Genomic DNA, 24,083 nt, shown 5'->3' with positions numbered 1-24,083 from the left:
GCCCAACTAACTGTCAATGATCGACGCCATTGACTTTCCGTCTCACCTGTTCCTATTTTGGCCGGGATGACAACTAAAGTGCCGTGGAGCGACGGGCGGCTCTGCTACGGCGGCGACTGGAACCCGGAGCAGTGGCCGCCGGAGGTGTGGCGCGAGGACGTCGCCCTGATGCGCGCCGCCGGGGTCGACCTGGTCACCGTCGGCGTGTTCGCCTGGTCCCGGCTGGAACCCGAACCCGGCCGCCACACGTTCGACTGGCTCGACCGCGTGCTGGACCTGCTGCACGCGAACGGCATCCGGGCCGCGCTGGCCACCCCGACCGCGTCGCCGCCGCCGTGGTTCTCGCTGCGGCACCCGGACGCGCTGCCGGTCACCGCCGACGGCGTCCGCCTGACCCACGGCAGCCGCGACACCTACTGCGCCGCCGCGCCCGCGTACCGCGCCGCCGCCCGCAGCATCGCCGAGGTGCTGGCCGCCCGGTACGCGCACCACCCGGCGCTCGCGCTGTGGCACGTGCACAACGAGTACGGCACCACCTGCCACTGCCCGCACACCGAGGCGGCGTTCCGCCGCTGGCTCACCGGCCGGTACGGCGACCTCGACGCGCTCAACGACGCCTGGGTGACCAGCTTCTGGAGCCAGCACTACTCCGACTGGGCGCAGGTCGGCACGCCCCACGCCACGCAATATCTCGCGAACCCCGGCCAGCTGCTCGACTTCCGCCGCTTCTGGTCCGACACGCTGCTGTCCGCGTACACCGAGCAGCGTGACCTGCTGCGGGCGGCGAACCCTTCGGTGCCGGTCACCACCAACTACGTGCTCGGCGACTGGGTGCCGGTGGACCACGCCCGCTGGGCGCGCGAGGTGGACGTGGTCGCGATCGACCACTACCCGTCCGCGGTCGGCGCGGGCGCGCAGGAGCAAACCGCGTTCGCCGCCGACGTGGCCCGCGGCTGGGCCCGCCACGGCACCGGGCGGCCGGCGCCGTGGCTGCTGGCCGAGAGCGCCCCCAACCAGATCCACACCGCCGGGCGGATGCACACCAAGGAACCCGGCCGGATGACCCGGCACAGCCTCGCCCACGTGGCACGCGGCTCGGCCGGGGTGATGTTCTTCCAGTGGCGCGCCCCGGCCGGCGGCGCGGAACGGTTCCACTCCGCCGTGGTGTCGCACGCCGGGGCGGACACCCGCGTGTTCCGCGAGGCCGCCGACCTGGGCGCCGCGCTGGGCCGGCTCGCCGGGACCGCGCCGGGCCGCGTCGAGGCGGGCGTGGCCATCGCGTACGACGCGGCGAGCGGCTGGGCGCTGCGGCACCCGGGGATGCCCCGCGCCGGACTCGACCACCCTGGCGAGGCGGCTGCCGCGCACCGGGCGCTGTGGCACGCGGGCGTCACCGCCGACGTGGTGCCGCCCGGCGCCCCGCTCGACGGTTGCCGGCTGCTCGTTCTCCCGGCCCTCTACCTGGCCTCGGACGCCACAGTCGACTGGGTACGCCGGCACGTCCACGCCGGCGGGCACCTGCTGGTGACCTGGCTCAGCGGTGTCGCCGACGAGCACGCCCGGATACGCCTCGGCGGCTACCCGGGCGCGTACCGGGACCTGCTCGGCGTACGGGTGGAGGAGTTCCACCCGCTCGCCGACGACGAACACGTGCCGCTGACCGGCGGCGGGACCGGCCGGATCTGGTCCGAGACGGTGCACTCAGGCGGCGCGGAGACGATCAGCGCGTACGCCGGGGGAGTGCTTGACGGCCGTCCCGCGATCACCCGGCACCGGATCGGTGACGCGTACGCCTGGTACGTCTCCACCCGCCCCGACGACGACACCTATCGGCGGTTGCTCACCGAGGCAGCAGGGCTCGCCGGTGTGACCCCGACCTGTCCCGGAGCGCCCGAGGGTGTCGAGGCGGTACGCCGCCACGACGGCCTGCTCTACCTGCTCAACCACACCGACCGGCCGCAGCGGGTGCCGGTCACCGGGCTCGACCTGCTGACCGGCGCGACGGCCGACGGCTCGTTGACGGTGCCGCCGGGTGGTGTTGCGGTCGTGCGCGAGGAGCCGTCGTGACGTCGCCCCGGCGGTATGCGTTCGTGACGGACGGCTTGGGTGCGCGTACCCCGGTCAGGGGGTGGCGACGGCGGCGCGGGAGCGGTCCGCGGCGATCCGCACCGCGAGCGCGGCAAGCACCGTGCCCATCACCCACCGCTGCAGGCGCGCCCAGCCCGGCCGCCGGGTGAGGAACGCCGACACCGAACCGGCGCTCAGCACGATCAGCGCGTTCACGGTGAGCGCCACGACGATCTGGGTCAGGCCCAGCAGCAGGCTCTGCACCGCCACGTGCCCGCGCGCCGGGTCGACGAACTGCGGCAGCAGCGACACGTACAGGATGGCGATCTTCGGGTTGAGCAGGTTGGTGACCAGGCCCATCGTGAACAGGCGCCGGGGCCGGTCCGGCGGCAACGGCGTCGGGGTGAACGCCGACGTGCCGCCCGGGCGCAGCGTGCGCCAGGCCAGCCACAGCAGGTACGCCGCGCCGGCCAGCTTCACCGCCGTGTACAGCGGCGGGACCAGCACGAACACGGTGGCGATGCCGGCCACCGCGGCGGCCAGGTAGACCAGGAACCCGGCGGCCACCCCGAGCAGCGACACCAGCCCGGCCCGCCGCCCCTGGGTCACCGACCGGGACACCAGGTAGACCATGTTCGGCCCGGGCGTGAGCACCAGACCGAGCGCCACCAGGGCGATCCCCATCACCGCGCCGACTGTAACCATGTCGCCTCCCCGTTGCCGACCGTGAACCGGACCCTACGCCCACCCGCCGACACCCACCGCCCCGCCGCGCCCTCACCCCTGCTCCCACTCCGGCGATCATGAGGTTGACGGCGACAAATCGGTCACCGACGGCCGCTAACTTCATGATCGCCGGAGTCGGGGGGTCAGCGCGGGACGGGGGCGGTGGGGATACTTGTCGCATGTCGATCGTGCTGTCCGCGCCGGCGACCGCGACCGCGCCCGGTCTGCTGCTGCGACCGTGGCGCGACGGTGACGCCGACGCGCTGATCGAGGCGTACCGGGATCCGGTGCTGCGTGCCTGGACCAGACATCCGGTGACCGGCCCGGCGCAGGCGCGGGTGTTCCTGCGCCGCAGCCACCAGGGCTGGGCCGCCGGGCACCGGTTCATGTTCGCGGTGCTGGAAAAGGAGCAGGTGGCGGCCTGCGTGGTGCTCAAGGACGTCCGCCCGGGCCGCCCGGCCGCCGAGGTCGGCTACTGGACGGCCGCGCCGGCACGGGGCCGGGGCGTCGCGCCACGCGCGGTGGAGGCGGTCACCGGATGGGCGTTCGCCCGGTTCGCCGCCACCGGGCTGACCCACCTGGAGCTGCTGCACCAGGTCGACAACCCGGCGTCCTGCCGCGTGGCGGAAAAGAGCGGGTACGCGTTCGCCGAGGTCCTGCCGGCCCGCGCGCCGTTTCCCCGCGACGGCCACCGCCACGTCCGCCACCTGCCCTGACGCCGGGTCCGGCCCGCCGCTGCTCTCATCATGAGCCGAGCAGGCGCAGCAGCACCGCCCAGCTGCCGACCAGGCAGGCCGTCGCCACAACGAGGCCGATGAGCCAGTCGCGCACGCCGGCACCCCCTCACCCCGGGGGCACGCTACGCGGCGACCCGCGCGGGAACAGCCCGGCCCCGCGCGACGCTGACTCTTGTCGGACGGCGGCGGCTACCGTGGGTACGGGAGGTGACGGCGGTGACGACAGCCTGGGAGGCCGCGGTCGAGGCGCAGATCCGCTCGGCCCAGGAACGCGGCGAGTTCGACAACCTGCCGGGCGCCGGCAAGCCCATCCCGGGGCGCGACACGCCCTACGACGAGGGCTGGTGGATCCGCAGCTTCATGGAGCGCGAGCAGATCCCGTCCGACCTGCTGCTGCCCACGCCGCTGCAGTTGCGCCGCCGCATCGAACAGCTTCCGGTCGAGCTGCGTGACCTGCCCACCGAGGAGGCCGTCCGCTCGTACGTGGCGGCGCTCAACACCGAGGTGGTCGCCTGGCTGCGTACCCCGACCGGGCCACGTGTGGTGGTACGCCCGGTGAACGTCGAGGAGGCGGTGCGCGGCTGGCGCGCCGACCGGGAACGCGCCGCGCCGGTCGTCACGACGCCGGAGCCACCCCGTGCCGCGTCGGCCCGCCCGCGCCGCCGTTGGCGCTGGTGGCGCCGCTGAGCGTTCAGGGGCGCGCCGCCTGCCAGGTCCACGAGGTACGCCGTGGCCGGTCGCCGAGCGGCGCGCGGCCGGTCAGCCACAGCAGCACCGGCGCCGGCCTGCCGTCGGGCGCATCCGGGAACAACCGGCTCACCACCCGGGCGCACAGCTCGGCGGGTGGCGACCAGTCCAGGCCGAGCCCTCGGGTCAGGTCGCCTGTGTGCAGCAGCATCTCGGCCACGCCCATCGCGGCGAAGCCGCCCGGATCGCAGGGGCCGAAGTGCCACGCCCGGTCGTCCGGGCTCGCGGCGTCGACAGTGGCGGCCAGGATCCCGGCCGCGGCCGCCACGACGGTGAGCACCTCGGCGGGCGCGGCGTCCGCGTGTACCCGCAGGTCGTACGGGAGGTAGCCGCCGTCGGGCCGGCCGGACACCTGACCGGCGTACGCGATCAGGTCGTGCGCGATGTGCGCGGCGGTGGTCCCGCAGGACCAGTCCAGGTCTCCCGCGCGTACCGTCCAGTCCCGGCCGGCGGCGGGCCGCAGCACGGCGGTCGTCGCCGCGGCGGCGGCGCGGAGGTCCGCGCCGTTCACAATCGCCGCACGCGCAGCACACAGGTGAGCATCGGCAGCGTGAACTCGCCGTCGGCGGTCTCCGGCCGGCTCGCCAGGTACGCGCGGATACGGTCGAGCGTCTCCGCGCGCTCCCGCTCCGGCATGACCAGCATCCCGGCCCTGGTGGCGAGCGTCGCCACGAGCGAGTCGGCGGTCCGGCGCTGCCCGTGCGGGAACTCCGCCTGCTCGGGCGAGCCGAACCGGGCCCCGCTGGTCTTCGGCAGGTGCATGGTCGCCGTGGCGTCGCGCCAGCTCGCGGGCGTGTCCCGGGGGCCGATGGCGGCGCTGCCGCTGACCGTCGCGAGCCCGGCGACCCAGTCGACCCGGTCGTCCACGACGTTCCACAGTCCGGCCAGGACACCGCCGGGGGAGAGGACGCGGGCGATCTCCGGCCCGGCCACTGCCATGTCGAACCAGTGCATGGCGTTGCCGGCGACCACGGCGTCGACGGAGGCGTCCGGCAGCGGGATCGCCTCGGCGCTGCCGGACAGCGCCCGTATCCCCGGCAGGGTGCGGCGGAGCTCGGCGAGCATCGCCGGGTCCGGCTCCACGGCCGTGACGTCGTCGCTCACCTCGGCCAGCGTGGCGGTGAGCTTGCCGGTGCCCGCACCGAGGTCGAGCACCCGCGCGCCGGGTGCGGGTTCGAGCGCCCACCGCAGCGCGGCCCGCGCGTAGTCGGGCCGGTGTTCGGCGTACGCGATGGCCGCCGCGCCGAACGACGAGGAGTGCCGGCGTCGTGCGTCTTCGTCCATCGGGTCACCCTATCGACGGGCCGGGCTCCTTGACGTGCGAAGCATACTTCGTGAATAATGGATCGTAGTTCGAGGGGGAGTACCCGAGGATCCACGCATCGCCGTCAGTACGGGCCCGGCCCATCCGGATCCCGGCGGTGCAGCCACCGCTGTCAGTGGCCCGGGGAGACCTTCGTCCAGCAGCGCCGGCACCCCGCCGGCCCGGGGCGAGAGGTCTCCCTTCGGTATGTCCGTGTCCCTGTGGATCTGGGCCGTACTCATGCTGGCGATCGCGGCGATGCTCGCCGTCGACCTGTTCCTGCACCGCGACAACCACGTCATCGGATTTCGTGAGGCAGCGGTCTGGTCCGGCATCTGGATCGCCGCCGGTCTGCTCTTCGGCGTCGTCCTGTGGGTCTGGCAGGGCGGTGACGTGGCAGGCACCTACTACGCCGGCTACCTGATCGAGAAGGCGCTGTCGATCGACAACGTCTTCGTCTTCGCGCTGATCTTCAGCTACTTCGCCGTGCCCGCCGCGTTCCAGCACAAGGTGCTGTTCTGGGGTGTCATCGGCGCCCTGGTGTTCCGGCTGGTCTTCATCTTCGTCGGCGCCGAGCTGCTGGAGACGTTCTTCTGGACCGCGTACGTGTTCGGCGCGTTCCTCGTCTACACCGGCTACAAGATGGCGTTCCGCCACGACGAGCAGACCCCGCCGGACCGCAACCCCGTCGTCCGGCTGGTCCGCCGGGTCGTTCCGACCGACCCCGCATTCCACGGTGACAGGTTCTTCGCCCGGATCGACGGCAAGCGGGTCGCGACGCTGCTGTTCGTGGTCCTGATCGCGGTGGAGACCACCGATCTGATCTTCGCGATCGACAGCGTCGCCGCGATCCTGGCCATCACCACCAGCACGTTCATCGTCTGGACCGCCAACGCCTTCGCCATCCTCGGCCTGCGCAGCCTCTACTTCTGCCTCGCCGGGCTGCTGCGCCGCTTCGTGCACCTGCACTACGGCCTGGCCGTCCTGCTCGCCTTCGCCGGCGTGAAGTTGATCCTGTCGGAGACGCCGGTCGGCAAGCTGCCCATCCCGGTCACCCTCGGCGTGATCGTGGTGACGATCGCGGTGTCGATCCTGTGGAGCCTGCGCAGCACCCGCGGCGCCGTTCCGGACGGCCATTAGGGTGTGTCGAAGTCGGTCACAGCCATTCGTTGTCGGCGCCGAGGTTGAACCATCCATCGGAGACCTCGCCACATTTCGATCTCCGACACGCCGAGCGGTCACTCCAGCTCAGGCACCATCGCCGTCTGAGCTGTCATGCAGTGGCGCAGAAGTCCGACGGGCGGCGGCCCCGACGTGACAGCCGCTGCCGACGCCTACCGGACCGGTGACCAGTAAGTGAGGGATGCGCTTGATCGACTCCGTCCGTCGAATCGCTGCGGCTCTGGCACGGCTTGCACCGCCGTACGGGCCGCTGGAGCTGCCACCGCCGGTCCCTCTGGACGAGCCGCTCGGCGACATCGCCCCCGGTTACGCCGAGTTCCTCCGCCTCGCCGACGGGGCCGACTGTGGAAGCACCGGCGACATGCGGCTGTGGTCGGCAGCATCAGTGCGCCATACACCGTGGATGGCCGACGACCTGCCGGGCGGTGCTACGCGCTGGTGCGTGGTCGCGGACGTCCTGCAGAATCCCGTCTTCGTTGAGCGTGCAACCGGCGAGGTGTGGTGGTTCTCCGACCTGAACATCGTCTGGTACACCGACAGCGACCTTGCCAGTTTCGCCAAGCTGGCCGACGACGTTGCCGGGTTCATCGACCACCTCATCCTCGGTCCTGGGTACGTCCAGCACCTTTCCACCGGGCGAGACGACCCGTGGCTGGAGGCGCTGTCGACCAGCGAGTGAGGTGCGCCCAGCACTACTGACTTTGACACCGCCCCAGCGCACTACCATTTGCGCATGGGCTCGGGCGGCGGGACGTCTGTCGAAGCCGTGTTCTTCGGCACCACGACCGTCTGGCTGTCCGACGGGGCGTCCGGCATCCTGATCGACGGCTTCCTGAGCAGGCCCTCGCTGCTCCGTGTCGCGTTCGGTCGCGTCGCACCCGACCTCGGGCGGATCACCGGCGCTCTCGCCCGGGCCGGGGTGACCCGTCTCGACGCGCTCTTCGTCGCCCACTCCCACTACGACCACGTCATGGACGCCCCCGAGATAGTCAAGCATCTCGGGGGCAGGCTCTTCGGTTCCGAGTCGACCCTGAACGTGGGGCGCGGCGCGGGCCTCGCCGAGGAGTCGATGACGCGCATCGCGGACGGCGGCGAGCACACGGTCGGCGCGTTCACCGTGCGTGTGCTCGCCGCCGTCCACAGCCCCGGCAACAGGTTCCGGGGCACGATCGACGAACCGCTCGTCCCACCGGTCAGGGCGAGCAGCTACCGCGACGGCGGGTGCTTCTCCTTCTTCATCACCCATCCCGGCGGCTCGCTGCTGATCCATCCGAGCGCCAACTTCGTACCCGGCAAGTTCGACGGGCTCGACGTCGACGTCCTCTACCTCGCCACAGGCGCTCTGGGTGTTCAGCCGCGGCGGTTCCAGGACGACTACTGGCGGCACGTGGTGGAAGCGACGCGGCCCGGCCTCATCGTGCCGATCCACTGGGACAACTTCTTCGTGTCGCTGGACCGCAGGCTCCGCCCGCTGCCGCCCGTCTTCGACAGGTTCGCCGCGACGAAGGCGTTCCTCGACCGCAGGAGCGAGGAGGCCCGGATCCCCGTACGGTTCCCCGAGCCCTTCGAGGTGACCAGGCCGTTCGCGAGGTAGGGCGTCAGCGGAACCGGTCGACGGTGACGGGAAGCATCCCCTGCTCGCGCATCCGGGTCGTCAGGCCGTGCAGCAGCACACCGACGGCCTCATCGCGGTCGCCGAGAAGGTCGCAGGTCACGTCCAGTCCCCAGGCGGCACCCGCGGCGACGCGGCGCAGATCCCAGCGGAAGGCGTCGCCGCGGACCTGTCGGCGCGCCGATCCCAGGACACGCGTGCCGGGATCCGCCGGGTCGCCGGTGATCGGCATCTGCCACGCCTCGCCGAGTGCCGTGAGATCGTCCGGGCTCAGCTCGCCGGCGAACAGGATCCGGTAGACGCGCGTCTCACGGAACCCCGGCCGGGGTCCGGAGTCGCCCAGCCGCAAAGGGGAGGGCGGCTGAGCCGGAGGGGCGCCGAAGCACTCCCGCAGCGTGTCCTCGTCCGGCAGGTCCGCGCCGCAGAGATCTCGATAGAGCGCCGCCGCCGCGTCGCGGTCGACGGGCGTCACCCGCTCGCGTAACCCGGCGTCCGCACGTAGCCGCCGGCTGGTGGCCGACGCCTCGTGCCAACGCCCCTCGGACCGGATCCAACCACCGCTCACCAGCCCGGCGGAGGAGTAGTCCGGCGCGAGCAGGAACTCCTCGGCCAACAGTCCTTCCGGCGCGCCGGCGGCGTCGTACAGCACGTAGTAGTGCAGTGCGGGAGGTGAGCCGGCCATCTGGCGCGCGGGGGATGTCGTCGTCACCCGTCGATTGTCGAGCAGGCCGGGAGCCGACGGTGTTCGGCTCGCCGAACACCGTCGGTGCCGCGACGATTATCGGATTACCGGTAACAGTAATCGACCTACCTGGCCGGTCAAATGGGACGAATCGGCACTACACCATAATGACAGTTATGTGCGCGCGGTGGGTGTGGCGCGAGATGCGCGGCGGGGGACCACCTCTCGGTCCTCGAACGACTACGGTGAGGCGATCGCGTCCGGGAGGAGGTCGATGGCAATGCGGATCGCGGTTGCCGGAGCGACGGGCCGCATCGGGGCCCTCACCGTCGCCGCGCTGCAGCGGCAGGGCCACCACGTCGTACGCATCAGCCGCTCGCTGGGCGTGGACGTGATGACGGGCGACGGGCTGGACGAGGCGCTCGCCGGCGTCGAGTCGGTGGTCGACACGACCAACGTGGCGGCAGGGGAGCGTTCCGAGACGATGGCGTACCTCGGTGGCCTCACCCGCAACCTGCTGGCAGCCGAACAGCGCGCCGGCGTGCGGCACCACGTGTTGCTGTCGATCGTCGGCATCCACCGGGTCGACGACAACGCCCACTACGCGGGCAAGCGGGAGCAGGAACGGCTGGTCGAATGCGGGCCGGTGCCGTGGACGATCGTCCCGGCCACCCAGTTCCACGACTTCGCCGCCATGGTCACGAGCTGGACCGAACGCGACGGCGTCGCCACCGTCGCGCCGCTGCTGGTGCAACCGATCGCACCCCGGGACGTCGCCGACATCCTCGCCGAGGTAGCCGTCGGCGAACCGCGGGGGCGCCACGTGGACATCGCCGGGCCCGCGACGGAGGACCTCGTGGACATGGCTCGGCGTACCAACGAGGCGCGGGGTCGCCGGGTCCGGCTCGTCCCGACGTGGTCCGGCGTGTTCGGCACGTCGATGTCCGGCGACGTGCTGTTGCCGGGCGACGGCGCGCGTATCGCGCCGACCAGCTTCGACGACTGGCTAGCCGCGGGTGCCCGGTGACGGGGTGACCGCGGTGACGACCAGGTCGACGATCCCGTCGGCGTAGTCGTCGGTCAGCGGGCCGTTGCGCAGCAGCCAGCGGTGGTACAGCGGACCGAACAGCAGCTCCACCACCAGGTCCAGGGCAGCGTCGGGGCGTACCTGGCCGGCCTCGCGGGCGGCCTCCAGCCGGGCGCGGACCGCGTTCAACTGAGGACGGAGCAGCCGGTCGCGCGCCTGGGCGGCCAGGTCCTCGTCGGCGAGCGTCTCGATGGTGATGGCACGGGTGGTGGCGGACAGCCGGGGATCGGCGAACTCGGCGACTGTGGCCCGGAGAACCGCACGCAGATCAGCCCGCAGGTCACCGGTGTCGGGCAGCGCGATCACCTCCGGCATGTCGTCGGCGAGCGCGTCCAGGATGACCGCGCCCTTGCCGCGCCACCAGCGGTAGATGGTCTGCTTGCCGACCCCGGCGCGGGCGGCGATCGCCTCGACGGTCAGGGCCGAATAGCCGGTCTCGGTCAGCAGCTCCAGGGCGGCGGCGAGGATCGCGCGGCGGGACTGCTCGTTGCGGCGGGTGGGCTGCGGAGTCACAGCGGCAGCCTACCGCGAGACGAGACGTATCGTCTTGACGGGGATGGTCGTGCCGTGCTCTGCTGGGCAAGCGAGACGGGACGTCTCGTCTCAGCAGAGATCAGGAGATCACTTGCCGCACATCGCCATGGTCAGCATCCCGTTCCACGGGCACGTCAACCCGAGCTTGGAGATCATCCGTACCCTGGTGCGGCGCGGCCACCGGGTCACGTATGCCAACGACCCCGCCTTCGCCGAGGTCATCCGGGCCACCGGCGCGGAGCTGAAGCCGTACGCCTCGACGCTGCCCGCTGACGGCGGCGCCGGCATCGACGACCCGATCGCACAGCTCACGCTCTTCCTCGACGACGCGATCGCCATGCTGCCGCAGCTGCGGGCCGCCTACGCCGACGACCGGCCGGACCTGTTCCTCTACGACATCGCCAGCGCGCCGGCCCGGCTGCTCGGCGAACAGTGGGGGATTCCGGCCGTTCAACTGTCCTCGACGTTCGTGGCCTGGGACGGCTACGAGCAGGAGATGGCATCCGCTGTGGAGGCGATGCGGGCCGATCCGCGCGGCGCCGACTACTACCGGCGGTTCACCGCATGGCTGACCGCCGAGGGTTCCTCGGTCACCGACAGCATGGCGTTCCAGGGGCGGCCGCCCCGCAGCCTCGTCCTGCCGCCGGAGGCGCTCCAGCCGAACGCCGACCGCGTCGACCGGTCGGTCTACAGCTTCGTCGGCCCGGTGCTGGGCGACCGCGCCGAGCAGGGTTCCTGGGTACGACCGGAGCACGCCGGGAAGGTGCTGCTCGTCTCGCTCGGCTCCGCCTTCACCCGGCAGCCCGAGTTCTACCGTCGCTGCGTCGCCGCGTTCGGCGACCTGCCCGGCTGGCACACCGTCCTGCAGATCGGCGAGCACGTCGACCCGGCCGAACTCGGTCCCGTCCCGGACAGCGTCGAGGTCCACCGGTGGGTGCCGCAGCTGGCCGTACTGGAGCAGGCGGATGCCTTCGTCACCCACGCCGGCATGGGCGGCAGCAGCGAAGGTCTCTACTGCGGGACGCCGATGATCGCCGTACCGCAGGCGGCCGACCAGTTCGCGAACGCCGAGCAGCTGGCCGCGCTCGGCGTCGCCCGGGTCGTCGACTCGGCCGGCGTCACCGCCGCGGAGCTGCGCGAGACGTTGCTCGCCCTCACGTCGGACTCGGCCGTGGTGGCCCGCAGCGCCGAGCTGAAGCGGCAGGCCCGCGCCGCCGGGGGCGCCGACCGGGCCGCCGACCTGATCGAGGCCGAACTCGCCGCGGTAGGGGGCGGCGCCGCGAACAGCGGGTGAGGCGTGGTCGCGGCGGGATGCCGCCGCGACCACGCCCCGGTCAGTCCTCCGCCAGCACCGTGAAGGTGAATGCGATGCTCGTCGGACGGTTCAGCGGGATGTCGCACTTGACCCGGCGCAGCACCTCGGACCGGGTGAGGCCGAACCGGTGGGCGATGAGCCGGTCCGGGCGCACCGGCACCGGGTCGTCGAACGTGACGTTCACCTGCACCGGCCACCCGTCGAGCGGCACGACCGGCGCGTCCAGGCGCCACGCTCCGGTCCAGTCGAGGGTGAAGTGGCAGCGCCGGGCGAACGCCGGGTCCAGCAGTGTGGCCGCCACCAGGTCGGGATCGTTGAGTTGGTGGCCGTGCAGATCGGTGGGATCGAACGAACTGACCGCCGCCCGCTCACGGACGGTGAGCTTGCTGGTCCGGCCGCAGGACACGCAGTGCACCAGCAGCCAGACGTCCAGCAGCTTGCCATTGGCGTTGACGCGGAACCGGCCCCGGGCGGCGGTGGCCGTCTCCGCCCGGCAGATGACGCAGCGCAGCGACAGCAGCGGAAGGCGGGTCCGGCGTACGACCCAGGGCAGCACGATATGAGGTTGGGATGACATGGAGACCTGATCTCTGAAGACCTGACGCGAGGCCGATTACGCGCGGCCTCGGACGCTGTGGCCGGGCGCGCGAGGGCAGCCCGGGGAGCCGTCGCGCAGGCGACGGCTACAGGCGTGGGGAACGTGTCAGGGTCAGAGAGCAGGAGGGGTCACGCGGAATCGTCCTTCTTCGCTGCGACAGGAGTGCGGGAAACGTACGGGACGTCCGGAACCGCTCTCAACCCGTTTTCCGGCACCGCTGCGTCACGCATCACTTCACTTACTAAAAGTTTGCAGTCCCTGCAAGATCGCTCGTAGGGTCGTGGCGTGACCACGGATCAGAGCCGCCCCGGCCTGCGCGACCGCAAGAAGCGGCAGACCCGCGCCGCCCTCAGCGCCGCCGCGCTGCGCCTGGTCGCCGAGCGCGGCCTGGACCAGGTGACGGTGGAGGAGATCAGCGAGGCCGCCGACGTGTCGGCCCGCACCTTCTTCAACTACTTCCCCAGCAAGGACGAGGCGCTGCTCGGCGACCAGCCGACCGACCGCGAGGTGCTGGCCGCCCACATCGTCGCCGCGCCGCCGGAGGTGTCCGCGTTCGACGCGCTGCGGCTGGCCTTCGGCGACGTCGTCGAAGCCGTCGAGGCCGACCGCGAGGTGTGGCTGCTGCGGCTGCGGGTCATCGCGGCAAACCCGTCGCTTCTTCCGCGTCTGATCAGCGGCAACGCCGAGACCGAGCAGGTGATCGTCGCGGCGGTGGCCGCCCGGCTGGGCCTCGACCCGTGCCACGGCCACCCGACGCTCGTCACCACTGTCGCCGGCGCGATTCTGCGCACCGCCCTGATGCAGTGGGTCGAGCGACCCGACACGACGACGCTGCGCGAGCTGACCGCCGAGGCGTTCGCCGCCGTCGCCGCCGGCCTGCCCGATCCTTCCTGACCCCTCCCATCCGTACCGGCCGCGGCCGCCCGCCCGCCCACACGACAAGGAGTTCGATGACCACCGCCACTGTTCCGCCCGCCGAGACGGGTACGCGGATGTCACGCCGGGAGGTTCTCCAGGCGTTGTCCGGCCTGATGGTCGGCATGTTCGTGGCGATCCTCGCCTCGACGGTGGTGGCGAACGCGCTGCCCCGGATCATCGCCGACCTCAACGGCAGCCAGACCGTCTACACCTGGATCGTCACCAGCGAGCTGCTGGCGATGACCGCGACGGTGCCGCTGTGGGGCAAGATGGCCGACCTCTACAGCAAGAAGCTGCTGATCCAGTCGTCCCTCGGCCTGTTCGTGGTCGGCTCGCTGGTCGCCGGATTCACCCCGAACGTCGAGGTGCTGCTGCTCAGCCGGGTCATCCAGGGCATCGGCGCGGGCGGCATGACCGCGCTCGCCACGATCGTCATGGCGGCCATGATCCCGCCGCGTGAGCTGGGCCGGTACGCCGGCATCTTCGGCGCGGTCTTCGGTGTCGGCACCATCGCCGGCCCGCTGATCGGCGGCGTCCTGGTCGACACGTCCTGGCTCGGCTGGCGCTGGTGCTTCCTGATCGGTGTGCCGTTCAGCCTGCTGTCCATCGCGCTGCTGCAGAAGACGCTGCACCTGCCGGTGGTCCGCCGCAGGGTCCGCATCGACTGGCTCGGCGCGCTGCTGATCACCTCGGGCGTGTCCACGCTGCTGATCTGGTCGTCGCTGGCCGGGAACAAGTTCGACTGGGCGTCCGGCTGGACCGCGCTGCTGGTCGGCGGCGGGCTGGCGCTGCTCGCGCTCGCCGTGTTCGTCGAGTCCCGCACCGAGGAACCGATCATCCCGCTCGGCATCTTCCGCAACCGCACCGTCAGCCTCACCACAGTGGCCAGCATCCTGGTGGGCGTGGCGATGTTCGGCGGCACGGTGTTCCTGTCGCAGTACTTCCAGACCTCGCTCGGCAAGTCGCCGACGGTGGCCGGCCTGATGAGCCTGCCGATGGTCCTCGGCCTGCTGGTCTCCTCGACCGTGGCGGGTCAGCTGATCACCAAGTACGGCCGGTGGAAGATGTTCCTGGTCGCCGGCGCCGCGGTGATGACCGTCGGCATGCTGCTGCTGAGCACCATCGACGCGAACACGAGCGTGCCGATGCTCTCGGTGTACATGGCGGTGCTGGGTGTCGGTGTGGGCATGCTGCTGCAGAACCTGGTGCTGGCCGCGCAGAACGACGTGCCCGCCGCCGAGCTGGGCGCGGCGACCTCGGTGCTGACGTTCTTCCGCAGCATGGGCGGCGCGGTCGGGGTCAGCGCGCTCGGCGCCGTCCTGGCCAACCGGGTGACGTCGCTGACCACGGAGAAGCTCGGCCCGCTGGCCACCGGCGGCGGCTCGGCCGAGGTGCCGGACCTGTCGGCCCTGCCGGAGCCGGTGCTGCGGATCGTGCAGGAGGTCTACGGCACCGCGACGTCGGAGATGTTCCTCATCGGCGCGCCGTTCGCGCTGCTCGCCCTGGTCGTCGTGCTGTTCATCAAGGAGAAGCCGCTGAACACGCTCAGCGGTGACGAGCGCCGGGCCCGTGAGGAGGCGGCGGCCGCCGGGATGCACTGATCCCGCACGGTCGAGCGTGGGGCCGCCCCCGGGAGTCACCGGGGGGCGGCCCCTTGTGCGATACCGGTCAGCGTTCCGTACGGTCGTTGATCTCGGTGCCGGACTCGCCGGGCATGGCGCCGATCGACTCCTCGGCGGCCCGGCCGCCGGTGCTCTCGTCGCCCTGCTTCAGCGAACTGCGGGGCAGCCCGGCCAGGTGTGCCGGGTCCTCGATCGGCTGGGGCGGCCACTGGTCCTGCGTACCGTCGGTCACCCCGGCGCGGCGCAGCGCCTCGACCAGTTGGTCCGGCGACAGGCGGTCGACCTCCTGTATCCCGGCCCCGCGCGCAATCGCCTGCAGTGTCTTCAGGTCTTCGCTCACGAATGTCTCGGCCATGCCCGAGCCTTCCCGCCCCTCAAGACAAGGAAACCGGCGGGCCTGCCACCGCCAGGTCGATCATGAAGTTGTACCGGACAAACCGGGCGCCGGACACCGTCAACCTCATGATCGACGCGAAATGGGAGGTTCGGTCAGCGGCGGGCGGGTTTGCGGTCGGGGCGCGGGCGGTCCCGGTCCGGGTCGATCCCCACCTGGACGGCGAACGCCGGGTCCACGGCCAGCAGGGGGCGGGGGCCGAACAGCGCCATTCCGGTGAGCAGCGTGTCGGTGTCGCGGCCCTGCCAGACCGGGCGGCGCTCGGGGTCGAGGTCGGCGTGCTCACGGCGCAGCCGCCGCAGCAGGCGCCGGGCGGCGGACCCGGTCTCCGGCACCTCGGTCAGCCACCAGCCGCCGAGCGCGGTGGCCAGGCAGCAGAGCAGCAGCCCGGCGACCGAGGCGGGACCACCGGCGGAGCGCCCCTCGACGGCGCTGTCCACGAGCCGGGTCAGCCCGACCGCGGCGACCGCGAACAGCGGCACCGTGCCCAGCGCGATCCGCCGCCGCTGCGCGCGGGTGAGCAGCCAGCCGTCGCGGACCAGCCGCCCGACCGTACGGCGCAGCGCCCGGCCCACCTCCGGGTCGGCGAGCACCGCCGCCCAGGTCTGCGGGCGGCGCAACGCGCTGTGCAGGGCGCGTACCAGCGCGGGCGAACCGGCCGGGGGACGCCCCTGCGCGTGCAGGGTGGCCAGCTCGCCGATCTCGACGCCACCGGCGCGGCGCAGCGCGGCCACCCCGAGCTGGCAGGCCAGCAGCGCCCGATCGGTCAGGTACGCCAGCTCGACCCGGTCGGGCGTCGCGCCCCGGGTACGGCGGCCGGTCAGTTCGCGTACCGCGATCGCGATCGCGACGGCCACGGCGACCGCGCCGAGGTAGTCGAGGAGGAAGATCGACCCGCTGACTCCCCAGAGCATGGCGGCAAGTATGTCAGGAGCCGTGCCGTACCTCGGAGTCCCAGATCTGCGACCACTGACGGCGCAGCCCTCGGGCGACGAAGATCGGCTCGCCGTTCTCGTCGTTGTCGACGTCGACCCGCTGGTCGACCCGGCCGGCCTCGGTGACCTCGGTGAACCAGGCGCGCAACCGGTCCGGGCGGGACCAGCCGACGACGATCACCACGTCGGCGTCGTCGGGCGGCCGGCCGAACGTGGCCATGCTGTTGTGCCCCGAGTACGCGCGGGGCAGTCCCCGCTGCGGCCCGTACCGGGCCAGCGCGCCGGCCTCGCCGTAGTTGCCGGTCAGCACCACCGCCCGGTCCCGCTCGGGCGGGGGCAGGGCGCGGTGCACGGCGGCGACCGAGTCGGCGAACTCGGGCCAGCCGATGGTCTCGCCCGCGTCGTAGTTCGCCGCGACCACGAACCCGGGCAGCCGGTCGGCGGGCAGCGTGGGCAGCAGCAGCACCGCGCTGCTCGCGGCCATCAGCACGGCGGCGGTGACCAGCAGCGCCTGCCGGATCCGGGGCGCGCCCCGCCGCGCCCATTCGACGGCCGGCACCACCCCGGCGGCGGTGAGCACCAGCAGCAGCGGCGCGTCGTAGTAGCCCTTGCCGCCGGCCACCAGCACGATCGTGACCACCACCAGCCAGGCCCAGGCAAGCGACCGGTACGCCGCCCAGGACGGCCGGCGCAGCAGCGCGGCCAGCCCGGCCACCCACACCGGAACCGCGAACGGGCTGATGATCAGGAACTGGAGCACCACCGCGTCGATCCGGCCGCTGTAGGAGCTGTCGCCGCCGGCGATCGACGCGGCGACGTCGAGCTGCGGGAAGCCGTGCGCGGCCTGCCACGCCACGTACGGCACGGCGAGCAGCACGGCGACGCCCGTGCCGGCGAGCACCCACCGGTCGCGCAGCAGCCGGCGCGGCCCGGCGATCAGCAGACCGGCGACCAGGCCGACGCCGAGCAGGGCGGGCAGCGGCTTGTTGAGCAGGCCGGCGCCGAGCGCGAGCCCGGCGCCGAGCGCCCACCGGCTGTCGCCGGTGCGCAGCATCCGCACCACGCACAGCGCCGCTACCAGCCACACCAGCAGGTCGACGCTGGTGGTGCTGAGCAGGTGGCCGCCGGCCAGCACGATGCCCGAGGCGGCGGCGAGCACCGCCGCGGCGCTCTGGGTGACGCGGTCGGCGCCGAACTGCCGGGCGATCGCGGCGACCAGCACGACCGCCGCGCCGCCGATGAACGCCGACGGGGTACGCAGCACCACCAGGTTGCCCGGCGCGATCGTGTCCGCCAGCCGCGCCAGCGCCGGCACGAGCGGCCCCTGGTCGACGTAGCCCCAGTCGAGGTGCCGGCCGCACAGCAGGAAGTACAGCTCGTCGCGGTGGTAGCCGTAGCGGCCGGCGAGCGACAGCAGGACAGCGGTGAGGATCGCGCCCACCACCAGGGGCGCTGCGGTACGCGGACCGGCGGGCCAGCGGGCGCGGCGGCCTGGCTCCGATCGACGTCGGCGACTGATTCGGCCACCTGCCCATGATGGACCGCACCGGTGGGCCGTCGATGCCCCGTGACCCTCGGCCGGGTGGACGGAAACCGGTGGCCGGACGGCCGGGGCGACGGTTAGCGTGCCCGGCGATGAGGATTCGTGACTACGCCGACGCCGACTGGGACCAGGTCTGGCCGATCTTCGCCGACGTCGTGACCGCCGCCGACACGTTCGCGTACGACCCGTACTGGTCGCCGGGGACGGCGCGTGAGGTGTGGGTGGAGCGGCCGCCGGGGCGTACCTCGGTCGCGGTGGACCACGACGGCGCGGTGCGCGGCACCGCGAAGATGGGCCCGAACCGGCCCGGGCCGGGGTCGCACGTGGCGACCGCGAGCTTCATGGTGGCGGCGCACGCGCGCGGCGGGGGCGTGGGCCGTGCGCTGTGCGAGGACGCGTTGGACTGGGCCCGGCGGCAGGGCTTCGCCGCGATGCAGTTCAACGCCGTGGTGGAGACCAACACGGCGGCGGTGGAGCTGTACCGGCGGCTGGGCTTCACGGTGATCGGCACCGTGCCGGAGTCGTTCGCCCACCCGACGCTGGGCCGGGTCGGGCTGCACGTCATGCACCGGCGGCTGTGACATCGGCGGCCGGAAAACGCCTGGCCGGACCGGGTGGGTTGCTGACAGGCTGCCCGCCATGACCGCTCATGCCCTCGCCGGGGCGCTCGCCGACGAGCGCCGCCGGACCGTGTTCGCCGCGATCGTGCTCGGCGCCCGGGACCTGTCTGCCGTGGTGGCCCGCACCGGGCTGCCGGCCCGCGACGCCGCGGTGGCCGTACGCCGTCTCACCGACACCGGTGTGCTCGCCGACGACGGGGATGGGCTGCGGGTCGACGCCGAGCGGCTGCGCGAGTTCGCCCGGGCCGGGGCGGCGTCGCCGGTAGCCCCGGCGGCGAACCCGCGCGAGACGATTCTGCGCACGTTCCTGCGCGACGGCACGCTGACCCGGCTGCCCGCGCAGCGCGGACGCCGCCGCGTGCTGCTGGAACACATCACCGAACGCACCTTCGAGCCGGGACGTCGTTATCCGGAGCGGGAGGTGGACGACGCGCTGCGCCGGTGGTGCGAGGGCGGCGAGGCCGACCACGTGACGCTGCGCCGCTACCTGATCGACGACATGCTGCTCACCCGTGAGCAGGGCGTCTATTGGCGGACCGGGCCGTGAGCGGCTGGAGCACGCACGTCGCGCGTCCGGACGAGCCGGACGCGGCGCTGGTGCTGCGCGAGTACATGGCGGAGATGGTGCGCCGCTGGTACGGGCGTCCGGAGCAGCCGGGTGAGGTGGACGCCGCGCTGGCCGAGGACCCGAGCGACGACCTGGTCGCGCCGAGCGGGCTGCTGGTGCTGGCCCGCCGCGACGGTCGCCTCGCCGGGTGCGCCGGGCTGCGGTGGCAGCCGGACTGGGCCGAGCTGACCCGGGTGTACGTGCGCACGGAGCACCGTGGCGCCGGTGGTGGAGCGGCGCTGCTCGCCGCGGTCGAGGCGTACGCCGTCGGTGGCGGGGCGACGCGGATCCGGCTGGACACCCGCTCCGACCTGGTCGAGGCGCGGGCCCTGTACGCCCGGCACGGCTACCGGGAGATCCCCGCCTTCACCAGCGGCCCGTACGCGCAGCACTGGTTCGAGAAGTCACTGCCGGCGCGAGTTGACGACGCGGCGCGGGCGCGTTAAAACAGAACCAGGAACTTGAGTCACCAAGACTCAACTTGAGACCTTGGGCCAGGAGAACCGAGGAGGCAAGAGCCATGTTGATGCGTACCGACCCGTTCCGCGAGATCGACCGGATCGCCGAGCAGTTCTTCGGCACCGCCGCCCGGCCCGCCGTGATGCACCTGGACGCCTACCGCGACGGTGACCACTTCTACGCGGCGTTCGACCTGCCCGGCGTCGACCCGGACAGCATCGACTGCACCGTCGAGCGCAACGTGCTGACCGTCCGCGCCGAGCGCCGTCGCCCCAGCGGCGAGAACGTCGAGCTGGTCGCCGCCGAGCGTCCGATGGGCACGTTCACCCGGCAGCTGTTCCTGGGCGACACGCTCGACACCGACCGGCTGGAGGCCGGCTACGAGAACGGCGTGCTGACGCTGCGCATCCCGATCGCCGAGCGCGCCAAGCCGCGCCGGATCACCGTGGCCACGCCCGCCGAGGGCAACGGCCGCCGCCAGCTCACCACCGCCTGACCGTCCACACCGACGCGGGGGAGGCCGGAGCGCCGGCCGACCCCGCGTTGTCGTACCAGCGCGCCTGATCGCCAAACCATCCGCGGGCTGAGAGCCTTTCTCACATGCTTCGCCCCGAGGTGCTGCCGCGCGCCCGCACCGCCGCCCTGCCCGCCGGCCCGGCCGACGTCACCGAGGCGTGGCTGCGCAACCGGCGGCTGTCCGAGCACACCCGTGACGCGTACCGCCGTGACGTCACCGGCTGGCTGACCTGGTGCGCCGAGCGGGGGCTCGACCCGCTGCGGGCCACCTTCCTCGACGTCAACGCCTACGGCCGGGAGCTGGAGTCCACGCCGCGCGGGCGCGACGGCCGGACGCTCACGCCGGCCACCGTCGCGCGCCGGCTGTCCGCGCTGTCGAGCTGGTACGACTTCCTCGCCAAGCTGGGCGCGGTGACCGCCAACCCGGTGTCGGCGGCGGACCGGCCGCGGGTGGACCGGGACCACTCCGCCACCGTCGGCCTGACGCCGGAGGAGGTCGACGCGCTGATCGCCGCCGCCGAGACGGACACCGGCCCGACCGCCGCCCGCAACCGGGCCGCCGTCGCGCTCCTGGCCGACCTGGGGCTGCGGGTGGGGGAACTGGTCGCGCTGGACGTGTCCGACCTGGGCACGGAGCGCGGTCACCGCAGCGTCCGCTTCGTCGGCAAGGGCGGCAAGGTACGCCGGCGCGCGCTCACCCCGGGCACCGCGTACGCCCTCGACGCCTACCTGACCGCGCGGGCCGAGGCGCAGGGCGTGACGGTGCCGGAGCTGACCGGTCCGCTGCTGGTCACCGCGACCGGCGGCCGGCTGGACCGGCATGCCGTGTTCCGGCTGGTGCGCCGCCTCGCCCAGCGGGCCGGGATCGCCGCCTGGGCGAAACTGTCGCCGCACTCGCTGCGCCACGCGTTCGCCACCACGGCCCGCTCCGAGGGGGTGCCGCTGGAGGACGTGCAGGACGCGATGGGGCACGCCGATCCGCGTACCACCCGCCGCTACGACCGGGACCGGCACAACCTGGACCGCGATCCGGCGTACGCGATCTGGGCGGCCCGCGCCCGCCGTCGCGGCTGAGCCGTCGCGCGGACCGGTCAGCCCTGCGGGCGGGGGCAGAGGCAGAACGGCTGCCCGATCGGGCGTACCGGCAGTCTGCCGCCGCCCCCTGACATCTTCGGCCCGTCACGGGCGCGCGGCGCAACCGCCTGCGCGGCGCGTTCCGGTTGCCTACCGTCGACGGTGATGGGCAGGCAGCAGGAGTGGCACCACACGGCCCGGCGGCGCCGGCCGCTACGCGCGGGCGTGCTGATCGCCGGTCTCGGCGTGGGCACCTGCCTGATCGGGGTGGCCGGGCTGGCGGTGTGGAACGCGCAGGTGGTGCTCCAGTCCGACGGGCCGGTCCGGGAGACCGCCGACGGGTTCTTCCGCGACGTCGCCGCCGGGGACACCGACGCGGCGTACGAGCGGCTGTGCGCCGAGGCCCGGGGCAGGTGGAGCAAGGCCGGCTTCGGCAGTTGGGTGCGTACGCCGCCGCAGGTCAGCGGCTACGAGATCGTCGACGTGTCGGTGGCGACCCGCTCCGGCAAGCCGACCGGGACGGTGATCGTGCGGATCAACCGTGACGGCGGCGGCAGCGAGGAACGTGAGTTGCCGATCGTGTCGGAGGGCGGGTCGTGGCGGGTGTGCGGGGACCCGTTCTGAGGCTCAGGCGCGGGGGCCGAGGTCCCCGGAGCGGTAGTGCCGCCGGCACAACACCTGGTAGCGCACGTCGGCGGTGTCCACGGTGTCGCCGATGACGACCTGGGCGCCCTCGCGGACCACCGCGCCCTGCACGACCCGGGCGTTGAGCAGCCCTTCCCGCCCACACCAGCACAGCACCTCGACCTGGATCCGGGCCACCTCGTCGGCAAGTTCGAACAGCCGCTGCGCGGCCGGGAACAGGCAGGAGCGGAAGTCGGTGGCCAGCCCGAAGGCGTAGACGTCGACGTCGAACCGGTCGACCAGTTCGGCCATCTGCTCGACGTGTTCGAGGTTGTAGAACGACGCCTCGTCGCAGATCAGGTAGTCCACCCGTACTCCTTCGGCCCAGGCGTCGCGGACCAGGTCGCGCAGGTCCAGGTCGTCGGTGACCTCGACGGCCTCGTGGGCCAGGCCGATGCGGGTGGTGACCTGCGGGCCCAGCGAGCGGTCGATGCGGGTGGTGACCAGGCCGCGGCGGCCCTGGCGGGCGTGGTTGTGGTTCATCTGCAACGCCATGGTGGACTTGCCGCAGTCCATCGGCCCCCAGAAGAACTTCAGGGCGGCGGCGTGCAGCGGCCTGCCGTCGACGCCGCGGGCGGCGGCGCAGCCGGCGGCTCGGTCGTCGCCCGGCCCCGGCAGGGGACGGGCCAGGCAGGTCGGGGCGGCGTCGTCGGTCACGTCGGGGCAGCCTAGTCCATCGACGCCGCCGGATCCGGTCCGCGATGATCGACCCGTCAGAGCACCCGGGGCGGGGTGTTGCCGGCGGCGATGATGGCCCGGCGCATCGGCACGGCGGCGAGCAGCGCGAAGCCGACCACGAAGAAGATCAACAGCGACACCAGGCCCACCCGGTACGACGAGGTCAGCTGGAACACCAGGCCGAACGCCAGCGGGCCGAGCCAGCTGGTGCCCTTGTCGCTGATCTCGTAGAAGCCGTAGTACTCGCCTTCCTTGCCGGCCGGGATGAGCTGGCTGAACAGCGACCGGCTCAGCGCCTGGCTGCCGCCGAGGACCAGGCCGATGCAGCCGCCGAGGATCATGAACGGCACGGGCGCCTCGGCCGGCAGCCGGAACGCGGCGATGATCACACCGGTCCAGAGCACCAGCGACAGCAGCACGGTCTTCCAGGCGCCGATGCGCTTGGCGAGCGCGCCGAGGGCGAGCGCGCCGCCGAACGCGAGGAACTGCACCAGCAGGATGGTGACGATCAGCGTGCTCTGGTCCAGTCGCAGCTCCTCGGTGCCGTACTGGCTGGCCAGGGTGATGACGGTCTGGATGCCGTCGTTGAAGACCAGGAACGCGAGCAAGAAGAACAGCGTCAGCGGGTACGTCTTGAGTTCGCGCAGGGTGCGCCCGAGCTGCCGGAACCCGTCGGTGAGCACATTGCCGCCCGCCTGCAGGGCGGCGGCGGTGGGGTGCTCGCGCAGCCAGCGCAGCGGGACCAGGGTGAACGCCGCCCACCACACGCCGGCGGACACGATCGACCAGCGGGCCAGGTCCAGCGTGCGCTGGGCGTTGCCCTCCTCGCTGAGCATGGTGACGGCGACGAGGTTCAGCGCGAGCAGCAGACCGCCGCCGAGGTAGCCGATGGCCCAGCCGCGGCTGGAGATGCCGTCGCGCTCGTCCGGGCCGCCGAGTTGCGGCAGGAACGAGTTGTAGACGACCACGGCGGCGCCGAAGGAGATGTTCGCGACCAGGAACAGCGCGCCGCCGAGCAGGTAGCGCTCACCGGTGACGAACGCGAACGCGATGGTCGCGCCGGCGCCGGTGAACGCCGCCGCGGCGAGCAGCCGCTTCTTGTGCGCCGACCGGTCGGCGATCGCGCCGATCACCGGCAGCACGAACACGGTGAGGAAGACCGACAGCGAGATCAGGTACGGGTAGAACGAGCCGGCGGCGACCTTGACGCCCAGCGGGTACACCGCGCCGTCGCAGCTGTCCGCGCCCAGTTCGCAGCCGGCGGCCAGCTCGGTGACGGTGGTCAGGAACGGCCCGAGGAAGACCGTGATGACCGTGGTCTGGAACGCGGAGTTCGCCCAGTCGTAGAAGTACCAGCCGGTGCGCTCGCGGCGGGTGCTGCCCGGTCCGGCGGGGTCGGCGACGGCGGGGGTGACCGTATCGGCCATCGGGGGTCGTCCTCGG

General features: G+C 72.7%; 27 protein-coding genes. 16 read left to right on the top strand and 11 right to left on the bottom strand.

The genetic code is table 11. The features are described 5' to 3' along the window. Positions 1-66 precede the first annotated feature (66 nt). The gene (locus A8711_RS26445) at positions 67-2,067 is read left to right on the top strand and encodes a beta-galactosidase (protein WP_069089674.1); all 2,001 of its coding nucleotides are present in this window, start codon (positions 67-69) and stop codon (positions 2,065-2,067) included. Positions 2,068-2,121: 54 nt separating this feature from the next. Here the strand turns inward: A8711_RS26445 and A8711_RS26440 are convergent, their stop codons facing one another. Further along, positions 2,122-2,772 (bottom strand): LysE family translocator, encoded by a 651-nt coding sequence (locus A8711_RS26440; protein WP_043324080.1) that lies wholly within the window; start codon positions 2,770-2,772, stop codon positions 2,122-2,124. Positions 2,773-2,972: 200 nt separating this feature from the next. Between A8711_RS26440 and A8711_RS26435 the strand changes: the two genes are divergently transcribed. Next, positions 2,973-3,509 carry a GNAT family N-acetyltransferase gene (locus A8711_RS26435; protein ID WP_069089673.1) on the top strand — a complete coding sequence of 179 codons (537 nt, stop codon included), beginning with the start codon at positions 2,973-2,975 and terminating at the stop codon, positions 3,507-3,509. Positions 3,510-3,746: 237 nt separating this feature from the next. Next, complete coding sequence (locus tag A8711_RS26430) at positions 3,747-4,217, top strand: DUF1992 domain-containing protein (RefSeq protein ID WP_069089856.1); 471 nt, start codon at positions 3,747-3,749, stop codon at positions 4,215-4,217. A gap of 4 nt (positions 4,218-4,221) precedes the next feature. Here the strand turns inward: A8711_RS26430 and A8711_RS26425 are convergent, their stop codons facing one another. After that, positions 4,222-4,788, bottom strand: a complete 567-nt coding sequence (locus A8711_RS26425) for a maleylpyruvate isomerase N-terminal domain-containing protein (RefSeq protein ID WP_069089672.1) — start codon at positions 4,786-4,788, stop codon at positions 4,222-4,224. Then, complete coding sequence (locus tag A8711_RS26420) at positions 4,785-5,561, bottom strand: class I SAM-dependent methyltransferase (protein WP_069089671.1); 777 nt, start codon at positions 5,559-5,561, stop codon at positions 4,785-4,787. The genes A8711_RS26425 and A8711_RS26420 overlap by 4 nt, the downstream gene beginning before the upstream one ends. A 226-nt stretch (positions 5,562-5,787) precedes the next feature. Between A8711_RS26420 and A8711_RS26415 the strand changes: the two genes are divergently transcribed. The 3 genes from A8711_RS26415 (at position 5,788) to A8711_RS26405 (ending at position 8,356) form a co-directional block, all read left to right on the top strand. Then, on the top strand, positions 5,788-6,720 hold the full coding sequence (locus A8711_RS26415; RefSeq protein ID WP_069089670.1) for a TerC family protein: 933 nt from the start codon (positions 5,788-5,790) through the stop codon (positions 6,718-6,720). A gap of 229 nt (positions 6,721-6,949) precedes the next feature. Beyond that, positions 6,950-7,441, top strand: a complete 492-nt coding sequence (locus A8711_RS26410) for a hypothetical protein (RefSeq protein ID WP_124778865.1) — start codon at positions 6,950-6,952, stop codon at positions 7,439-7,441. A gap of 54 nt (positions 7,442-7,495) precedes the next feature. After that, complete coding sequence (locus A8711_RS26405; protein ID WP_069089668.1) at positions 7,496-8,356, top strand: MBL fold metallo-hydrolase; 861 nt, start codon at positions 7,496-7,498, stop codon at positions 8,354-8,356. Positions 8,357-8,360: 4 nt separating this feature from the next. Here the strand turns inward: A8711_RS26405 and A8711_RS26400 are convergent, their stop codons facing one another. Then, positions 8,361-9,083, bottom strand: a complete 723-nt coding sequence (locus A8711_RS26400) for a hypothetical protein (RefSeq protein WP_233607741.1) — start codon at positions 9,081-9,083, stop codon at positions 8,361-8,363. A gap of 253 nt (positions 9,084-9,336) precedes the next feature. On the opposite strand from A8711_RS26400, the gene A8711_RS26395 reads away from it, so the two are divergent. Further along, a complete protein-coding gene (locus A8711_RS26395) occupies positions 9,337-10,083 on the top strand; it encodes an SDR family oxidoreductase (protein ID WP_069089666.1) in 747 nt (248 codons plus the stop codon). Here the strand turns inward: A8711_RS26395 and A8711_RS26390 are convergent. Beyond that, positions 10,063-10,656, bottom strand: coding sequence for a TetR/AcrR family transcriptional regulator (locus tag A8711_RS26390; RefSeq protein ID WP_069089665.1), 594 nt, complete (start codon positions 10,654-10,656; stop codon positions 10,063-10,065). The two genes, A8711_RS26395 and A8711_RS26390, sit on opposite strands and share 21 nt — an antisense overlap. Before the next feature lie 127 nt (positions 10,657-10,783). On the opposite strand from A8711_RS26390, the gene A8711_RS26385 reads away from it, so the two are divergent. After that, positions 10,784-11,971: a macrolide family glycosyltransferase gene (locus A8711_RS26385; RefSeq protein WP_069089664.1), complete on the top strand. Its 1,188-nt coding sequence runs from the start codon at positions 10,784-10,786 to the stop codon at positions 11,969-11,971. A 40-nt stretch (positions 11,972-12,011) separates the two neighbouring features. Here A8711_RS26385 and A8711_RS26380 read toward each other — a convergent pair whose 3' ends face one another. After that, positions 12,012-12,548, bottom strand: coding sequence for a DUF1062 domain-containing protein (locus A8711_RS26380; RefSeq protein WP_233607742.1), 537 nt, complete (start codon positions 12,546-12,548; stop codon positions 12,012-12,014). A 327-nt stretch (positions 12,549-12,875) separates the two neighbouring features. On the opposite strand from A8711_RS26380, the gene A8711_RS26375 reads away from it, so the two are divergent. Then, positions 12,876-13,484 (top strand): TetR family transcriptional regulator, encoded by a 609-nt coding sequence (locus A8711_RS26375; RefSeq protein WP_069089662.1) that lies wholly within the window; start codon positions 12,876-12,878, stop codon positions 13,482-13,484. A 56-nt stretch (positions 13,485-13,540) separates the two neighbouring features. Continuing rightward, entirely contained in the window at positions 13,541-15,109 is a 1,569-nt protein-coding gene (locus A8711_RS26370) for an MDR family MFS transporter (RefSeq protein WP_069089661.1), read from the top strand. 67 nt (positions 15,110-15,176) lie between these two features. On the opposite strand, the gene A8711_RS26365 is transcribed toward A8711_RS26370, so the two are convergent. The 3 genes from A8711_RS26365 to A8711_RS26355 form a co-directional block, all read right to left on the bottom strand. Beyond that, the gene (locus A8711_RS26365; RefSeq protein WP_013286318.1) at positions 15,177-15,485 is read right to left on the bottom strand and encodes a hypothetical protein; all 309 of its coding nucleotides are present in this window, start codon (positions 15,483-15,485) and stop codon (positions 15,177-15,179) included. 134 nt (positions 15,486-15,619) lie between these two features. Beyond that, positions 15,620-16,438 (bottom strand): TIGR04222 domain-containing membrane protein, encoded by an 819-nt coding sequence (locus A8711_RS26360; protein ID WP_069089660.1) that lies wholly within the window; start codon positions 16,436-16,438, stop codon positions 15,620-15,622. Between the two features lie 13 nt (positions 16,439-16,451). Further along, positions 16,452-17,903, bottom strand: coding sequence for a glycosyltransferase family 39 protein (locus tag A8711_RS26355; RefSeq protein WP_233607743.1), 1,452 nt, complete (start codon positions 17,901-17,903; stop codon positions 16,452-16,454). Between the two features lie 191 nt (positions 17,904-18,094). Here A8711_RS26355 and A8711_RS26350 point away from each other — a divergent pair, with 191 nt between their 5' ends. The 6 genes from A8711_RS26350 (at position 18,095) to A8711_RS26325 (ending at position 21,902) form a co-directional block, all read left to right on the top strand. Further along, complete coding sequence (locus A8711_RS26350; protein ID WP_069089659.1) at positions 18,095-18,583, top strand: GNAT family N-acetyltransferase; 489 nt, start codon at positions 18,095-18,097, stop codon at positions 18,581-18,583. A gap of 58 nt (positions 18,584-18,641) precedes the next feature. Continuing rightward, entirely contained in the window at positions 18,642-19,169 is a 528-nt protein-coding gene (locus A8711_RS26345) for a DUF2087 domain-containing protein (RefSeq protein ID WP_069089658.1), read from the top strand. Continuing rightward, entirely contained in the window at positions 19,166-19,675 is a 510-nt protein-coding gene (locus A8711_RS26340; protein ID WP_233607744.1) for a GNAT family N-acetyltransferase, read from the top strand. The genes A8711_RS26345 and A8711_RS26340 overlap by 4 nt, the downstream gene beginning before the upstream one ends. 74 nt (positions 19,676-19,749) lie before the next feature. After that, complete coding sequence (locus A8711_RS26335; protein WP_030504676.1) at positions 19,750-20,184, top strand: Hsp20/alpha crystallin family protein; 435 nt, start codon at positions 19,750-19,752, stop codon at positions 20,182-20,184. Positions 20,185-20,288: 104 nt separating this feature from the next. Continuing rightward, positions 20,289-21,278, top strand: a complete 990-nt coding sequence (locus A8711_RS26330) for a tyrosine-type recombinase/integrase (RefSeq protein WP_069089657.1) — start codon at positions 20,289-20,291, stop codon at positions 21,276-21,278. Between the two features lie 165 nt (positions 21,279-21,443). Beyond that, positions 21,444-21,902: a hypothetical protein gene (locus A8711_RS26325; protein ID WP_064445967.1), complete on the top strand. Its 459-nt coding sequence runs from the start codon at positions 21,444-21,446 to the stop codon at positions 21,900-21,902. A 3-nt stretch (positions 21,903-21,905) separates the two neighbouring features. Here A8711_RS26325 and A8711_RS26320 read toward each other — a convergent pair whose 3' ends face one another. Beyond that, positions 21,906-22,592, bottom strand: a complete 687-nt coding sequence (locus A8711_RS26320; protein ID WP_369799353.1) for a thymidine kinase — start codon at positions 22,590-22,592, stop codon at positions 21,906-21,908. Between the two features lie 83 nt (positions 22,593-22,675). Continuing rightward, the gene (locus tag A8711_RS26315; protein WP_043324045.1) at positions 22,676-24,067 is read right to left on the bottom strand and encodes an MFS transporter; all 1,392 of its coding nucleotides are present in this window, start codon (positions 24,065-24,067) and stop codon (positions 22,676-22,678) included. Positions 24,068-24,083: the final 16 nt, after the last annotated feature.

Origin of the sequence: Micromonospora sp. II (assembly GCF_001709195.1) — a bacterium.
Classification (GTDB): Bacteria; Actinomycetota; Actinomycetes; order Mycobacteriales; family Micromonosporaceae; genus Micromonospora; species Micromonospora chalcea.
Note: the sequence above shows the minus strand (reverse complement) of the source record. Positions and strands in the feature narration are given on the sequence as shown.

Bases quoted from the DNA above. Each gene is read 5' to 3' on its own strand.
- A8711_RS26415 (WP_069089670.1), top strand. From the start codon at position 5,788: ATGTCCGTGTCCCTGTGGATCTGGGCCGTACTCATGCTGGCGATCGCG.
- A8711_RS26360 (WP_069089660.1), bottom strand. From the start codon at position 16,438: ATGCTCTGGGGAGTCAGCGGGTCGATCTTCCTCCTCGACTACCTCGGC.
- A8711_RS26395 (WP_069089666.1), top strand. From the start codon at position 9,337: ATGCGGATCGCGGTTGCCGGAGCGACGGGCCGCATCGGGGCCCTCACC.
- A8711_RS26385 (WP_069089664.1), top strand. From the start codon at position 10,784: ATGGTCAGCATCCCGTTCCACGGGCACGTCAACCCGAGCTTGGAGATC.
- A8711_RS26445 (WP_069089674.1), top strand. From the start codon at position 67: ATGACAACTAAAGTGCCGTGGAGCGACGGGCGGCTCTGCTACGGCGGC.
- A8711_RS26335 (WP_030504676.1), top strand. From the start codon at position 19,750: ATGTTGATGCGTACCGACCCGTTCCGCGAGATCGACCGGATCGCCGAG.
- A8711_RS26405 (WP_069089668.1), top strand. From the start codon at position 7,496: ATGGGCTCGGGCGGCGGGACGTCTGTCGAAGCCGTGTTCTTCGGCACC.
- A8711_RS26325 (WP_064445967.1), top strand. From the start codon at position 21,444: ATGGGCAGGCAGCAGGAGTGGCACCACACGGCCCGGCGGCGCCGGCCG.
- A8711_RS26435 (WP_069089673.1), top strand. From the start codon at position 2,973: ATGTCGATCGTGCTGTCCGCGCCGGCGACCGCGACCGCGCCCGGTCTG.
- A8711_RS26420 (WP_069089671.1), bottom strand. From the start codon at position 5,561: ATGGACGAAGACGCACGACGCCGGCACTCCTCGTCGTTCGGCGCGGCG.
- A8711_RS26330 (WP_069089657.1), top strand. From the start codon at position 20,289: ATGCTTCGCCCCGAGGTGCTGCCGCGCGCCCGCACCGCCGCCCTGCCC.
- A8711_RS26365 (WP_013286318.1), bottom strand. From the start codon at position 15,485: ATGGCCGAGACATTCGTGAGCGAAGACCTGAAGACACTGCAGGCGATT.
- A8711_RS26315 (WP_043324045.1), bottom strand. From the start codon at position 24,067: ATGGCCGATACGGTCACCCCCGCCGTCGCCGACCCCGCCGGACCGGGC.
- A8711_RS26345 (WP_069089658.1), top strand. From the start codon at position 18,642: ATGACCGCTCATGCCCTCGCCGGGGCGCTCGCCGACGAGCGCCGCCGG.
- A8711_RS26370 (WP_069089661.1), top strand. From the start codon at position 13,541: ATGACCACCGCCACTGTTCCGCCCGCCGAGACGGGTACGCGGATGTCA.
- A8711_RS26350 (WP_069089659.1), top strand. From the start codon at position 18,095: ATGAGGATTCGTGACTACGCCGACGCCGACTGGGACCAGGTCTGGCCG.
- A8711_RS26440 (WP_043324080.1), bottom strand. From the start codon at position 2,772: ATGGTTACAGTCGGCGCGGTGATGGGGATCGCCCTGGTGGCGCTCGGT.